Origin of the sequence: Rhodococcus sp. NPDC060176, from assembly GCF_042728675.1 — a bacterium.
Taxonomy (GTDB): Bacteria; Actinomycetota; Actinomycetes; order Mycobacteriales; family Mycobacteriaceae; genus Rhodococcus_F.
Genome location: NZ_JBHWYS010000001.1, coordinates 1312960 through 1327998, shown reverse-complemented (window position 1 = coordinate 1327998; position 15039 = coordinate 1312960). Strand labels below are relative to the sequence as shown.

Sequence of the window (15039 nt, the reverse complement as noted above, 5' to 3'; positions counted from 1 at the left end):
CCAGCGTACGTGCCTTACCCGTCGGTAGGGAGGGCCGATTTTTCGGTCATCGCTTGCGCTTGGCTCGGATCGGCTTTGCTCCTGGCACCGGTGGGGCACCCGCTGCACGTGCCGGGGGCGTGGCCACTGCGGGTGTCGACGACAATTCGGCCTCCTTCTGCTCTGCCGCGATGCGTCCGTACACAAAATGCTGTTGTCCCAACGTCCAGCAGTTGTTGCTCACGAAATAGAGCAGGATCGCGACGGGAGCAAAAGCACCGAAGGCAATCACACCGACCGGAAACACCCACAGAGCAAGCTTGTTCATGATTGCCGTTTGAGGGTTGACGGTTCCGGTGTCCACCTGGCGCGCGATGGACGCCCGCGACGTGAAATGCGTAGCGACGGCGGCAAAAATCATCAGCGGTACAGCAACCAGAATGATGGAGATCCGACTGACGTCGCCGAACGCTTCCAGCTGCGCTGCCGGACTCGAAATCATGGCGGACAACGGCGCGCCGAACAGTTTGGCGTCGAGAAACGACTGCACGTCCGAGGCGCTGAAGAAGTAGTTGGCCGTGTTCGCGTTGTCCGCCACCGACATCGGTTCGGTCGGGCTCAGAAACGGGACGTGGGATGCTGCTCCGGTTCGATTGAATGATCGCAGGACGTGGTAGAGGCCAATGAACACCGGCGCCTGGACAAGCATCGGCAGGCATCCGAGTAGCGGACTGTAGTTGTGTTCCTTCTGCAGCTTTGCCATCTCGACAGTAAGTTTCTGCCGGTCACCCGAATACTTCTTCTGCAACGCCTTTATCTGAGGTTGCAGCTTCTGCATCACCAGTTGGGTGCGGACCTGCTTGACGAAGGGTTTGAACAGCAAGGCCTTGAGTGTGAAGACCAGAAATACGACCGACAACGCCCACACGACGCCGTTGTCGGGTGATCCGGAGATCAGTGAGAATACTTTGTGCCAGAACCAGAGGATTCCGGACACGGGGTAGTAGACAAAATCGAGCATGACGAATGAACCTCACCGAGAGGCACGCTCAGGCAATCGAGAGCGCGGAATGGTCGTGGACGCAAGACGTCTGACCGGCCTACGACGAGTTCACCCCCGCCGACGGCCGATCTACAGACCGATTCCGGGTGCTCGAGGTTGCGGACGGCCAGGCGCGTCCGGGCTGCTCTGCCTGCGGAAAGCGCCACGCAGGCAGCGTTCGTCATCCGACGGGCCGGCGGCCGAAACCGCGCGTAGTTGGAGAAGTTCGTACTTCGAGGAGGTTGCGAGTGCAGCGACCACGAAGACGGCGATCGCAGTTCCCAGCACCGCGGCGCTACCCGAGGAACCAAGCGGAGGTACTGCGAGAAGGGCGACGAACGGCAACAGAAGCAGCAACAGTGATCGCGTCACTGTTCCCGTACTCCGCTGTTGCATGACTGCGAGAGTACAGAACGACCACCGGATCCAGCTAGACGCTTACCTCGCGGACATGTCCGCGTAGCCATCCATGAGCAGGAGCGTGATCGAGCCGACCGTGCCGCCGTCGCAGTCCGACCGCAGCCAACGCGTCGTCGATCGGTCCGTGGGTCCGGCCACGTCTGGATGTCGAAACGTGTGGGTGCTCGCACACCCTGATCGCCGGCAGCCTGGTCACTGCGCAATCCGCATGGTCGAACAAGATGCGAGAGACGGAAACAGAACTGGCGCATTGACATCTCGACCGGCCAGTTCTTCCGTCAGCACCTGGCCGAACAACTCCGCATCGTCGATCAGCCAATTGTGATTACCGCGAACCTCACGGACCTCGGGATCATGCAAAGCAGCGCAGACAGCATCAAAGCTCGCGCGGGGAATGACACGATCACCGGCGCCCCACAACACGACAACCGACATCGCGCGGACTGCAATCTCTTCAAGCGCATCGATGAGATCGGCAGTCCGCGCGAGGTTGCCCGTTCGCCACACCGCACCGACGTTGCGAAGCGCGTTGAACGCGAACTCGTCGAGTGGAAACTGTGTGATTCTGTGAGTGTGTGCCGTCTCGGCCGCTTCGACCATCGCCGACCCACACCAGCTCCACCACGGCCGTTCACGAATCGAGCGCTCCTGGCCGCCGCTACTCGACCAGATTCCGCCACCGACCGCGTTCACCAGAACCAAGCGCGAGACTCGGGTGGGGAAATCCCGCGCCACCACTGTCGCCACACCGCCGCCGAACGAATGCCCCACGACGGTCACCGGGCCGGCAACGCCGGCCGCGTCCAGAAACCGCGTCACCCACGCGGCATAACCTTCGAAGGTGCGATCGGCTCGGTCGAGCTCGGCCGTGCCACCAAGGCCTGGAAGCGCAGGCGCGATCACCCGGTATCCCCGGTGAACAACAGCAGCAAGGGCAGATCGATAAGCACGAGGCGACAACCCCCACCCGTGCAGAAAGACCACTGTCTCGCCGTATCCGCCGACGCCGAAGTCGACAGGTCGAGAATCGACCACGGCTGTGCGCCACTCGATGAATTCATCGGTTCGGCGTGCGTCGACGGTCATGTCAAATCCCAGTTCAGGTGTGGTTTTTTCTCGGATGAAGTATCGAACTCGATATTGCCGTGCGCCCTCCGGCGCCGCGACGACCGTGGTACCTACATCGGTACCTACTTCTTCCTTTCGGCGTCACATTTCGCGGAATACCGCGAAGTGCTGCCACTCGAAAAACAGGTATGCACCCCGTCCAACTGACCGGCGCGAACGCGTCGATGCGAAACCAGGCTGTGTGTCACAAGCCGAAGCCCGATCACGCCCAGCTGAATACCTGCTTCGGGACGCATCGACACGAAGGCAACACGAGAAATGTCGCACCATCGATTCACCAACCCCCGCACGACGAAGAACACACTCGGGAGGGTCATCGTCATCGGCGCTCTGTCATTGACGACCCTCGCCGTGAGTATCGACACCGCAAACGCTCAGGCACCCTTGCTTCCGGACTGGAACATCGCCGGAGTTTCTGCGGTCACGAATCCGGAGAAAGTGTCAGCTTTCGCTTCCTCGGATGGAGGCCGCGCCTTGGCAGCCGCAGAGTCCAAGATCGGCGCCCCGTACGTCTGGGGCGCGACCGGACCGGACTCGTTCGACTGCTCAGGCCTCGTTCAGTGGGCCTATGCACAAGCGGGCGTTTCGATTCCGCGAACTACCTACGACCAGGCGGTCGGCGGATCTCCGGTTTCCCGGGACGACCTCCAGCCGGGTGACGTGGTCCTGTACTACGGCGGGGAACATGTGGGGATCTATGCCGGAGGCGGTCAAGTAGTTCACGCCCCGACGTCTGGGGAGTCGGTCAAACGCGCGCCCGTGGACTCGATGCCGTACTACCTCGCCCGACGTTACTGACATGTATCACGTAAGCCTGATGAAACATCCTGTATCGCAGCGCTATTCGGGACATTCGTCGCGATCAGAATGCTTGACACTCCCCCATTGCGCGGAATGTGATGCCATCCTCTCCCCCGCAAGCGCCGTCTGCACCAGGTGTCGCGGGGCCCGGTTGGACGTAACGCGGTGTTGCGGAGACGGCACTGTCGTGTCCTGGCGAACGGTTCGCGGCGATCCCGCGACTGTCCTCGCCATCGTCGAATTGGACGAGGGCCCGTGGTTGTACACGTTGCTCACGGAATCTCCGCGTGTAGATGCGTCGGGGCCGCTGCGAGTGTCGTTTCAACGGAGGGAAGTGGGTAAGCGATACCCGGTGTTCTGCCTGTACTGCGACGACCGGGGAAAACTGCGATCGGACTTCAGTTCCGGTCTGTTGAACCATTGACATCGCGCGAGTCACGCTCCGGCGCAGTCGACACCACCCACGCCGCGATCTGCGCTCTGGAGGTGAAGCCCAATTTCGTCAGCACATGCTCCACATGCCCCTGAGCCGTGCGTACCGAAATGACGAGGCTCTCTGCGATAGCGCGATTCGTGAACCCCTGAGCAACCAGTTCCGCAACTTGCTGCTCACGACGAGTAAGTCGAATCACGTCGATCGACGATGCAGCTTCGGCGGTGCGATGCTCGTCGAGCGCGTATGCCACAGCTTCGCCCTCGGTCATCCCCGTTCCCCGGTGAAAATTCTTGTCGAAAGTACTTTCACCCAAAGCCTTTCGAACAACCTCCATGGCGTTCTCACGGAAACGCGACAATCCCGGGAATCCGGTGAGCGGTTGCCCGATCTTCTGCCAGTACATCGCTGCGGCGCCGAGCAGAATCGCTGCTTGCTTCCAATCACGTTGTGCTGTCGCGGTCCACGCCAACGGTTCGATGCACCACGCCGCATTCATCGAAGATTTGTCAGTCTGCAAACTGCGCGTCAAATACTCACTCGCGCGCTCGAAGTCGCCGCGAAGCCAAGCGATGAGTCCGATAAACCCCAACGCGTGGGCCTGATATGTGACTTCGTGCAGTGGCTCGGTGATCTCGATGCACTCGTCGAAACACTGTACCGACCGCTCCAGTTCACCGGCAAGGATGTATGCAAGACCGAGGGTGTCCAAACTGATGACGACGTATTGCAGATTTTCGTCGAGCCGAAACAACGACACGGCAGTTTCCAATTTCACTGTGGCATTGCCGAATTCTCCTGCGGCCGTGTCGATGTACCCGTCTGCCCAAGCCGCCAGCGCCCGCGAGCGCACATCCCCCAGAGCCTCGGCAAGGCGGTGGCCCTCGTCGATCAATTCGCGCGCGCGAACAACATCGCCCTGCATCGCATGCGCCGCGGCGTCTACGCACAGAACATCCACGCGAAAAATGTCAGGCCCAGCGTCTGGGACGCTCAGTGTTCGATCAGCCCAATACCGCAACTGGCCGATCAATCCGTCGGACAACCAGAATCTGTACAACGCGGCGACCACACGAGTCGCAGACCGCGCCTCGCCAGCGGTAGAAATCGAGAATTCCAGCGCGTCGTTCAGATTGTGTTGTTCACGACCGAGCCTCGCGGCCCATGATTCTTGACCGCAACTGATCCAGTCGGATTCGGCACGGACGACAAGATCTTCAAACCAATTACGCTGTCGGCGAGACAGTTCAAGCTGTTCCCCGGTGGATTCCAGTTTTTCCCGCCCGTACTCCCGGAGCAGGTCGAGGAGATGGTAGCGAACGATACCGTCGATCTCTTCACGAATGAGAATGGATTTCTCGACCAAAGCAGTAATCAAATCAAGCACTTCGTTCGAACCCATATCCTGCCCGCACACACCTTCGGCGGCGTCGAGGTCGAACCCACCCGAAAACACCGACAACCGGCCCCACAACTGTTGTTCGGATGGTGAGCAGAGGTCGTAACTCCAATCGATCGACAATCGCAGCGTCTGTTGACGACTCGGAACGTCGCGTCCACCCGTTGTCAGAAGTCGGTATCGATCCGAGAGCCTGTTCATGATCTGCTCGGCAGACATACCACGCAGGCGAGCTGCCGCCAGTTCGATCGGTAACGGCAAGCCGTCCAGATCGTGGCAGATACGGGCAACGGTATTCCGGTTCTCTTCGCTCAGTACGAACCCCGGCACCACTGTTGCGGCTCGTTCCGCGAACAACAGAATGGACTCGTACCGGGCCAGTCCGTCGAAAGCGCTCGGCCCCCGAAGTTCCGGAGTCGTGAGGGAGGGAACCCGCATCGTGACCTCGCCACCGACCCCCAGCGATTCGCGGCTGGTCGCCAAAATCTTCACGCCGGCACACCGGCGTAAGACGGTCCCGGCAAACCTGGCAACCGAATCCACCAAGTGCTCACAGTTGTCGAGCACCAACAGCAGGCTCCGATCGCTGCAATAGTCGATCAGTGCTTGCAGTGCGCCAGACGAGGAAACCGGCCGCACACCCAAAGTCGCGGCGATGTGGTCTTCGAGCAGATCCGCATCCGAGAGCTCACCCAGTTCGACCAACCACGCACCGTCCCGGAACACCCGTTGCAACGCTCCCGCAAGTCGGATCGCAAGCCGCGTCTTCCCGACACCACCAACACCGGTCAGTGTCAACAAACGGGACGACTCGAACAATCTTCTGGCGTCGGCCAACTCACGCCGTCGACCGACAAAACTCGTCAGTTCCAACGGCAAGTTGCCGACTACTCGCTGATCGGCATCTGAGCGCACAGCGGGTGCCATGGACCGTCTCGCTTTCTGCGATTCCGCTACGAATCAACGCTACCCCCGCGAACTGCACCCGGAGAAGCACTCACCTCTGCCCGCGTTCTCAGCCTCGGGAGTCGGTCTCCTGCGCGGTCGAGACGAACCACGCCGCGATCTGTGATCTGGAAGTGAATCCCAGTTTTGTCAGCACGTGCTCCACATGCCCCTGAGCCGTGCGCAGCGAGATGACCAAGTGCTCCGCGATTGCGCGGTTGGTCAGTCCCTGAGCCACCAATTCGGCGACCTGCTGTTCACGACGGGTCAAGTGAGGTGCGTCGATCGGCGATGCAGCCGGTGCGCTACGACGCTCGTCGAGCGCGTAGGCCACAGCTTCACCTTCGGCCATCTCGAATCCTCTGCGAAATTCCCTCTCGAAAGCATTATCACCCAATGCCTTTCGAGCAGAACTTGCAGCGCTGTCGTGATGGGCTGACAAACTCGAAAGCCCGCTCAGTCGACCCCCGACCCGCTGCCAGAACATCGCTGCGGCACCGAGCAGAACTGCTGCATGCTTCCAATCACGTTGCGCTGCCGCAACCCAAGCCATCGGTTCGACACACCATGCAGAGTTCAACGAGGCGTCGGTGGTCCGCAGACTTCGCGTCAAATGGTCACGAGTGCGCGCGAGGTCGCCCCGAAGCCAATCCACAAGCCCGAGGTTGGCTAACGTCGACGCCTGATACATCACTTCGTGCACCGGTGCGGTGATCGCGAGGGACTCGTCGAAGCACTCCACAGAACGCTCCAGAGCACCGGTGAAGATGTACGCGAGCCCGAGGGTGCCCAACCCGATCACCTCGTGCTGCAGATTCTCAGCTGATCGGAACAGCGTTACGGCAAGTTCCAACTTCTCGGTGGCAGTGTCGAATTCGCCGTTGAACGCGTCGACATATCCGTCAGCCCATCCGGCCAGGCCTCGCGAGCGCACGTCTCCGATGACCTCGGCAAGGCGCCAACTCTCGTCGACCTGTCCGCGTGCGCGAACGAGATCACCCTGCATGCCGTGTGCCACAGCATCGATGCACAGAATTTCCAGGCGATACATGTCCGGCTCTCCATCGGAGGCGCTCAGGGTCCGATCCACCCAGCGCCTCGCCGAACCGATCCGCCCACCGTTGAGCCAGAATCGGTACAACGCCGCGACCATTCGTGTCGCAGACCGTGCCTGACCCGGCGTCGAAATCGAGAACTCCAGCGCTTCGTACACGTTACGCTGCTCACGACTCAGCCACTCGATCCACTCCGCCTGCGCGCTGCTGATCCATTCGGAATCAGCCTGTACAACAAGGGATTCGAACCAATCACGATGCCTTCGACGTAGATCGGAATACTCACCGGCGGACTCCAACTTTTCATGTCCGTACTCCCGGAGAAGATCGAGGAGGTGGTAGCGAACATCCCCGTTGGTTTCCTCACGAATGAGGATGGACTTCTCGACCAACGCGGTGACGAGATCGAGCACTTCGGTCGAATTCATATCCTGTCCACACACGCCCTCGGCGGCGTCGAGGTCGAACCCACCCGAAAACACCGACAACCTCCCCCACAACTGTTGTTCGAATGACGAGCAGAGGTCGTAACTCCAATCGATCGACAATCGCAGCGTCTGTTGACGACTCGGAACATCGCGTCCACCCGTCGTCAGAAGTCGGTATCGATCCGAGAGCCTGCTCATGATCTGCTCGGCAGACATACCACGCAGGCGAGCTGCCGCCAGTTCGATCGGTAACGGCAAGCCGTCCAGATCGTGGCAGATACGGGCTACAGCAAGCTTGTTCCCATCCGTGAGGACAAAGCCTGGAACTACCGTGGCCGCACGCTCGGTGAACAGTGACACGGATTCGTATCGAGCCAGCCCCTCGGGCACTCCCGAGTCATACTGCAGCGGGGTGCTGAGGGAGGGAACCCGCATCGTCGCTTCACCACCCACACCCAACGACTCGCGGCTCGTCGCGAGGATCTTCACACCGGCACATCGACGCAAAATCGCCCCGGTGAACAGCGCAACTGCATCGACCAGATGTTCACAGTTGTCGAGCACCAAGAGCAAACTCCGATCGGCGCAGTAGTCGATCAATGCCTGCAGCGGGTCCGGCGACGAGACTGACCGGACACCAAGGGTCACGGCGACGTAATCTTCGAGGAGATCAGGATCTGTCTGCTCCCCGAGTTCCACCAACCAGGCACCATCTCGAAACACCCGTTGCAACGCTCCCGCAAGTCGGATCGCGAGCCGTGTCTTGCCCACGCCACCGATCCCGGTCAGTGTCAACAAACGGGACGTCTCGAACAATCTCCTGGCGTCGGCCAACTCGCGCCGGCGACCGACAAAACTTGTCAGCTCCAAGGGCAAGTTACCGACAACTCGCTGGTCGGCTTCTGAGCGCACAGCGGATGCCATCGACCGACTCGCTTTCTGCCATACCACTACACAACAACGCTACGCCCACGATCGGCCTCCTGAGCAGCACTCACTTTCGCTTGTGATCGGATCACTCATGTTCCCCTTCGAGTGCGCGATTCACGACGGCCACACCGGTGTCACGCGGGCGAAACAACGTATTTCTACGCTGGCAATACACGAAGGGAGAGCGACATGCCGCGCCGTAGATCGGTACTGCTGACGCAACTGGTAATCGATGCTCCCGGTAGTCCACAACAAGCGATTCTCGACGAACTGCGGCGAGTGATTCTGTCCGGTTCGGCGCCTCCGGGTACCCCGATTCCTCTGGGCGAGGTGGCTGATGTGTTCGGTGTCAGCCGAATACCAGTGCGCGAATCGCTGAAAACCCTGGTCGGAGAATCTTTGGTCGACCACCGACATCAATTCGGCTACACCGTTGCTCAGTTGACGCCGGCGGAATTGCGAGAGATGTACATCGTCCGCGAAACTCTGGAATCAGCTGCGTTGGCCGTCGCGGTCGAGCAGGCAACCGAGGAGGATCACGAACACGCCGTCGAGGTGAACTCCCGTCTGGAGATCGCATTGCGCTACGACGACTCTCAGTCCTATCACTGCGAGAGCCGAAACTTTCACCTCGCGCTGACTCGACCTTCGCACATGCTTCGACTTCTGCACATGTTCGAAGCTGCCTGGAACATCACCGAACCGGTTCAGCCGATGGTCCATGTTGCCGGCATCGATCGCCAGGTTCTGCACTCGGATCACACCGCGATGCTGGACGCATTCCTGCACCGGGACGCAGCCGCCCTTCTGAGTGCGTCCGAAATCCATCATCGCCGACTCAATACCGTGATCGCGACTCTGCCCACAAACACCGGTCTACTGTCCGAAAAAGATATACCGATCGCGCAATAACTGTGCAACACAGCGTCGATACCTTTCCCTCGACACGGTTTTCATCACTGACGCTGAGAGCTTGTGCTCTGTCCGCTGATTTCCTGCACTGATGCACAGGAGCTGTCATGACCGACATTCTTCCCTCTCGAACGACCTCTACACCTACTCCCGCAATGGAAACCGGCCCAGGTGACCTGGTCGAAGCTGCGGGTCACCCGGTCGGCAGCGGACTGATCAAGCCCGGCTACGACCCACGTTTGACCAATGAGGATCTGGCGCCGCTTCGCAAGCAGACCTGGTCGTCGTACAATATCTTCGCCTTCTGGATGTCCGACGTACACAGCGTCGGTGGATATGTCACCGCCGGTAGCCTTTTCGCACTGGGGTTGGCCAGCTGGCAAGTACTCGTCGCTTTGCTGCTCGGTATCACGATCGTCTACTTCTTCTGCAATCTCGTCGCCAAACCGAGCCAGGCCACAGGCGTGCCGTATCCGGTGATCTGCCGCAGCGTGTTCGGAGTTCTCGGCGCGAACATCCCGGCAATAATCCGTGGCCTGATTGCCGTGGCTTGGTACGGGATTCAAACCTTCCTCGCTTCGGCCGCGCTCGATGTAGTACTGATCAAACTCTTTCCGTCACTCGCGCCCTATGCCGTCGTCGAAGACTTCGGATTCGCCGGACTCTCCGCTCTCGGGTGGGGAAGTTTCATGCTGCTGTGGGTATTGCAGGCCTGCGTGTTCTGGCGAGGCATGGAGTCGATCCGTCGGTTCATCGACTTCTGCGGGCCGGCAGTGTATGTCGTGATGTTCATGCTGTGCGGCTACCTCATCTACCAGGCAGGCTGGAGCGCAATCGATCTCACGCTCGGCGACGTCAAGTACTCGGGTCTCGACGCCGTCCCCGTCATGCTCGGTGCTGTCGCTCTGGTTGTCTCGTACTTCTCCGGACCGATGCTCAACTTCGGCGACTTCTCCCGCTACGGGAAGTCGTTCGCTGCAGTCAAGAAGGGCAACTTCCTCGGTTTGCCGGTCAACTTCCTCGTGTTCTCGGTGCTGGTCGTCGTCACGGCATCGTTGACACTGCCGGTGTACGGCGAACTGATCACCGATCCAGTTGCAACCGTGGCACGAATCGACAGCACCTTCGCCATCGTCCTCGGCGCACTCACCTTCACCATCGCCACGATCGGCATCAACATCGTCGCCAACTTCATCTCCCCTGCCTTCGACTTCTCGAACGTCAGCCCACAGAAAATCAGCTGGCGTGCCGGCGGAATGATCGCAGCGATCGGCTCGATCCTCATCACCCCGTGGAACCTCTACAACAATCCGGACGTCATCCACTACACGCTCGAAACCCTCGGAGCGTTCATCGGTCCGCTGTTCGGAATCCTGATCGCCGACTACTACCTCGTGCGCAAACAGAAGGTGATCGTGGACGAACTGTTCAGCATGTCACCTACCGGAACCTACTGGTACAGCAAGGGATACAACCCGGCCGCAGTGATCGCAACCATCGTGGGAGCAGTCGTCGCGATGGTCCCGGTGCTGGCCAAAGATCTCACCGGAATGTACACGGCAGCACAGTACAGCTGGTTCATCGGTTGCGGACTCGGATTTGCCGTCTACTACTTACTCGCTACGCGTACCCCCCTGGCTGTCCGTAATGCTTCCTCCGCGGAAACCGCGACGGTCGACTGAACGTCATGAGAATCAAGGTGATCAACCCCAACACCACGTGGGCCATGACCGCCAAGATCGAGGAATGTGCCCGGGCCGTCGCCGGTCCGGGCACATTCGTCGAGGCTGTCAGCCCTGTCATGGGACCCGCGTCGATCGAAAGCCACTACGACGAAGCTCTCAGCGTCCCAGGGATTCTCGCCGAGGTCGCGTCCGGAGAGAAGGACGGTGTCGACGGATACGTCATCGCCTGCTTCGGGGATCCAGGTCTGGACGCAGCCCGCGAACTGGCCAGGGGTCCAGTGGTTGCGATCGCCGAGGCGGCGATGAACTACGCAGGCTTTCTGGGCCGTGGCTTCAGCGTTGTGACCACCCTCGGCCGAACCCGTGGCCGCGCTGCCGACCTGGTGGACCGTTACGGGATGCAGGCCCGCTGCCGGGGTATCCACTCCTGCGAGATTCCGGTTCTCGAACTCGATCGTGATCCCGATGCGCGAAAAGTGATCCTGGAAGCCTGCTTCGACGCATTGGAACGAGACGACTCGGACGTCCTCGTTCTGGGTTGTGCAGGTATGGCGGACCTCTGCCAGGAACTGTCTGCCGAACTGGGGGTGCCGGTAGTGGACGGCGTTGCCGCTGCCGTCACGATGGTTCAATCCTTGATCACGCTTGGTTTGTCGACCAGTACGCGCGGTGAGTTCTCGCGGCCACTTCCCAAGAACTACGCCGGCACCTTGGCGCCGTTCTCGTTGTGAACCCGCCCGAGCGACAATCGAGCGATGATCATTGCCAGGGCGAGGGCAGCGAACAAGACTCCGGCCCAAACCAATTGCCGTGTTCCGAGATGCGAGAGAAACAGGCCGCCTGTCGCTGTTCCGAGCGTGATCCCCAGATTGGAGAACGAAATGAACAGGCTGTTACCGAACTCAGGTGCATCAACCGAATCTCGTCCCATCCAACTCTGCGAAACGACCAGTCCACCGGAATGCACCATGCCCCACACCAACACGGCAACAGTCATCGCGGCAAAGTACGGCCCCACCAGATAGATCACGACGTACACGACGATGTAGAGCAACGGGAAAGCCACCACCGTTCGCACCACATTCTTTCCGAGCATCGCGCCGAAAACGAAGTTCCCGAAGATCATCACGACACCGAAAGCCAAGAGCATCGCGCTGATCCACGATCCGCTCATTCCGGTCACCCCGCCGAGATATTCGGCGAAGTATCCGTACACCGAGAACATGGCTGCGAAGACGAACGTGACGGAAAGAATGGTCAACCACACGCGGGGCCGTCGAAGTATTCCGACCTGCGCGCCGTAGGAAATGCGTTGTGTCACCGGGGTCGAGGGCAGAAGTGTCAGAATTCCGAAAAACGCGAGGACATTGACCACGGCGCCGAAAACGAAAGCTGTCGACACCGTGAAATTCTCGGCCAGATACGACGTCAACGGCACACCGAACGCAAATCCGACGGTGACACCGGCAAACACCTTCGTGACCGCAGTAGTTGCCTCCTCTGGTGGCACCAGACGAACCGCACTCGCGAGCGCGAGAGCGAAGAAGACCGGATGAACGACGGCGGGGATGATCCGGAAAGCAAACATCACCTCGAAACTCGACGTTGTCGCATACACCAGATTGGAAACCGCGAAGACTGCAATCGCCACCAGCAGAACGGTTTTCCTGTTGATTCCCGAAGTGAAAAGCGTCGTGAACGGACCGGTCACCGCCACGACGAGCGCAAACACACCGACCAACCATCCTGCATCGGACGCGGTGATGCCGAACTTGTCGCTGACCTGGGGCAGAACCCCGATAATCCCCATTTCGGTGGTTATGATTCCGAATACGCCCAATGCCAGAACGGGAATCAATAATTTCGACTTCACAACACACTCCTCTTACTGCGCCACACGGGACGCGAAACAGATACATATCTAGATATGTAGATATGATGAGGCGCTCATCGTCGCGAAAAAACCGACTGTCACAGTTCTTCGCGAACGAATTCCCTGAACTCGGCGATCACGGCTTCATTCCGCCGGTAGTACGTCCACTTCCCGATACGTTCGGACTCGAGCAGGCCCACATCCTTCATGCCCTGCAGATACCCCGAGATTACCGACTGCGCGAGCCCCGATCGCGACGCAATGTCACCGACACAGACTCCGATGTGAAAACCGAGATCCTGTTGCGTGTACGAGTCTTCGTCGAAGTACTTCGCCGGATGCGCCAGCCACTCCATGATCTGCAGGCGAGTCTGGTTCGACAGGGACTTGAAGATCGCCAAAGCATCCATCGATCACACCTCACCCTTCGCCGACCGGAACGCATCTACTTTTATAGATACGACCGGCTAAGTCAAGCCTGCACGGCGCGGGAAAGGTTGTGCATCACACTTCTACCCGTGAAGTGAGCTGTGCCACTTGGTTTTCATCGACCTGCGGAAACATACACCCCGACTTTCTATCTGTGACGACTTGTTTATAGTTATCGCCAACAACGAATTGTCGGAACTTTCCGGTTCACCTCAGAACGTCCGTGGGTGAACACAATTCGCTCAACATCAGCCGTACCCGGCTTGTCATTCGGGAGTCGAACCATGAGCACACCACATCAGTTCGGGCTCGATCTCCGATGGTGATGTCGAGGCTCGCCAAATGGCAGCTGATCGCTCTCGTCGCCGTCGCGCTACTCGGGTTGATCTACGTCGGTGCGAAATATGTACGGCTGGACAATCTTCTGGGATTCGGCCAGTACACGGTCAAGACCGAACTGGCGACGTCCGGCGGCATCTTCACCAATGCCGAAGTGACCTACCGCGGTGTACCCGTCGGACGCGTCGGCGACATGTCCCTCACGTCCGAGGGAATCGAAGTCGACCTGTTGATCGACAGCAGTGCTCCCCCGATCCCCGCATCAGCGCGAGCCGTCGTGGCCAATCGCTCTGCCATCGGCGAGCAGTACGTCGACCTGCAGCCCGATACCGACCAGGGTCCGTTCCTCGAAGACGGCTCGGTGATCGCCGTGGGCGACACCACCACGCCGATCCCGATCGAGAACGTCTTGACCAGCGCCGACGGTTTGGTGCGGTCCGTTCCCGTCGACGCACTGCATACCGTCGCGAAGGAACTCGGCGCGGCATTCAACGGCAAAGGCGAAGATCTGCAGGTACTTGCCGACTCGCTGTCGGGGATTTCCCAGTCGGGCCTCGATACCCTTCCCCAGACCCTCGGACTGATCCGCGACAGCCAGACGGTGCTCACGACCCAGTCCGATCAATCGTCGGCGATCAAGCAGTTCAGCACCGACCTCGACGCACTGACCGCGCAGTTGCGCACCAGCGACCCCGACATCCGACGCGTGATCGACAACGGCATACCGGCCAGCGACCAAGTCGGCGCACTCGTCACCGAAGCCGGCCCCGCACTCACCACCAACCTCTCCAACCTCTCCGCCGTTGCAGCTGCGGCTGCACCGACATTGCCTTCCCTGCAGCCATTCCTACTCTTTCTCCCTGCGCTCGCCGGGGCGGCGCCCACCGTTGCGCCGGGAGACGGGACTGTTCATCTGGGCTTGGTACTCGAGACCAACAACCCACTCTCGTGCACTGTCGGCTACGAAGGAACCATGGCGATTCTCGACGAGATGAAGCGCAAAGACCCGAACTTCGACGACACCACGCAGAACTTCCCGTTGAACACTGCCGCCAACTGCCAGGCGCCTCAGGGCAGCGAAACGGGAGTTCGTAGTGCCGACCGCATCGCCTTCGCCGACCCGAACACCTCGCAACCGTGGGACAGCAAGCCCAAGGTGGACCCGGACAGGCTCAACCTGAACCCGATTGCCACTCAACTCGCACCGATGCTCGGCGCCACCCCGAAGTAGCCGTAAACAA

The 15039-nt window shown here is 59.9% G+C and carries 12 protein-coding genes; 5 read left to right on the top strand and 7 right to left on the bottom strand.

The genetic code is table 11. The features are described 5' to 3' along the window. Positions 1–46: 46 nt before the first annotated feature. The 3 genes from yidC to ACFWEM_RS06435 all read right to left on the bottom strand — a co-directional run bounded on the left by yidC (position 47) and on the right by ACFWEM_RS06435 (position 2527). Positions 47–1000, bottom strand: a complete 954-nt coding sequence (gene yidC / locus ACFWEM_RS06445) for a membrane protein insertase YidC (RefSeq protein ID WP_378532095.1) — start codon at positions 998–1000, stop codon at positions 47–49. A 111-nt stretch (positions 1001–1111) separates the two neighbouring features. Beyond that, entirely contained in the window at positions 1112–1393 is a 282-nt protein-coding gene (locus ACFWEM_RS06440; RefSeq protein WP_378532093.1) for a DUF6412 domain-containing protein, read from the bottom strand. A gap of 240 nt (positions 1394–1633) precedes the next feature. Continuing rightward, positions 1634–2527: an alpha/beta fold hydrolase gene (locus ACFWEM_RS06435; protein ID WP_378532091.1), complete on the bottom strand. Its 894-nt coding sequence runs from the start codon at positions 2525–2527 to the stop codon at positions 1634–1636. Between the two features lie 300 nt (positions 2528–2827). Here ACFWEM_RS06435 and ACFWEM_RS06430 point away from each other — a divergent pair, with 300 nt between their 5' ends. Beyond that, positions 2828–3367: a C40 family peptidase gene (locus tag ACFWEM_RS06430; RefSeq protein WP_378532089.1), complete on the top strand. Its 540-nt coding sequence runs from the start codon at positions 2828–2830 to the stop codon at positions 3365–3367. Between the two features lie 401 nt (positions 3368–3768). Here the strand turns inward: ACFWEM_RS06430 and ACFWEM_RS06425 are convergent, their stop codons facing one another. Together ACFWEM_RS06425 and ACFWEM_RS06420 are read right to left on the bottom strand one after the other, a co-directional pair. Then, on the bottom strand, positions 3769–6129 hold the full coding sequence (locus ACFWEM_RS06425; protein ID WP_378532087.1) for an ATP-binding protein: 2361 nt from the start codon (positions 6127–6129) through the stop codon (positions 3769–3771). An 88-nt stretch (positions 6130–6217) separates the two neighbouring features. After that, positions 6218–8554: an ATP-binding protein gene (locus ACFWEM_RS06420; RefSeq protein ID WP_378532085.1), complete on the bottom strand. Its 2337-nt coding sequence runs from the start codon at positions 8552–8554 to the stop codon at positions 6218–6220. Positions 8555–8749: 195 nt separating this feature from the next. On the opposite strand from ACFWEM_RS06420, the gene ACFWEM_RS06415 reads away from it, so the two are divergent. From ACFWEM_RS06415 to ACFWEM_RS06405, 3 genes are all read left to right on the top strand, one after another. Next, entirely contained in the window at positions 8750–9472 is a 723-nt protein-coding gene (locus tag ACFWEM_RS06415; RefSeq protein WP_378532083.1) for a GntR family transcriptional regulator, read from the top strand. A gap of 107 nt (positions 9473–9579) precedes the next feature. Then, entirely contained in the window at positions 9580–11154 is a 1575-nt protein-coding gene (locus tag ACFWEM_RS06410; RefSeq protein WP_378532081.1) for an NCS1 family nucleobase:cation symporter-1, read from the top strand. Between the two features lie 5 nt (positions 11155–11159). After that, complete coding sequence (locus tag ACFWEM_RS06405) at positions 11160–11888, top strand: aspartate/glutamate racemase family protein (protein WP_378532079.1); 729 nt, start codon at positions 11160–11162, stop codon at positions 11886–11888. On the opposite strand, the gene ACFWEM_RS06400 is transcribed toward ACFWEM_RS06405, so the two are convergent. Together ACFWEM_RS06400 and ACFWEM_RS06395 are read right to left on the bottom strand one after the other, a co-directional pair. Then, a complete protein-coding gene (locus ACFWEM_RS06400; protein ID WP_378532076.1) occupies positions 11855–13030 on the bottom strand; it encodes an MFS transporter in 1176 nt (391 codons plus the stop codon). The genes ACFWEM_RS06405 and ACFWEM_RS06400 overlap by 34 nt on opposite strands. Before the next feature lie 98 nt (positions 13031–13128). Then, entirely contained in the window at positions 13129–13440 is a 312-nt protein-coding gene (locus tag ACFWEM_RS06395) for an ArsR/SmtB family transcription factor (RefSeq protein ID WP_378532074.1), read from the bottom strand. 338 nt (positions 13441–13778) lie between these two features. On the opposite strand from ACFWEM_RS06395, the gene ACFWEM_RS06390 reads away from it, so the two are divergent. After that, complete coding sequence (locus tag ACFWEM_RS06390; protein ID WP_378532759.1) at positions 13779–15029, top strand: MCE family protein; 1251 nt, start codon at positions 13779–13781, stop codon at positions 15027–15029. The last annotated feature ends 10 nt before the right edge of the window (positions 15030–15039 follow it).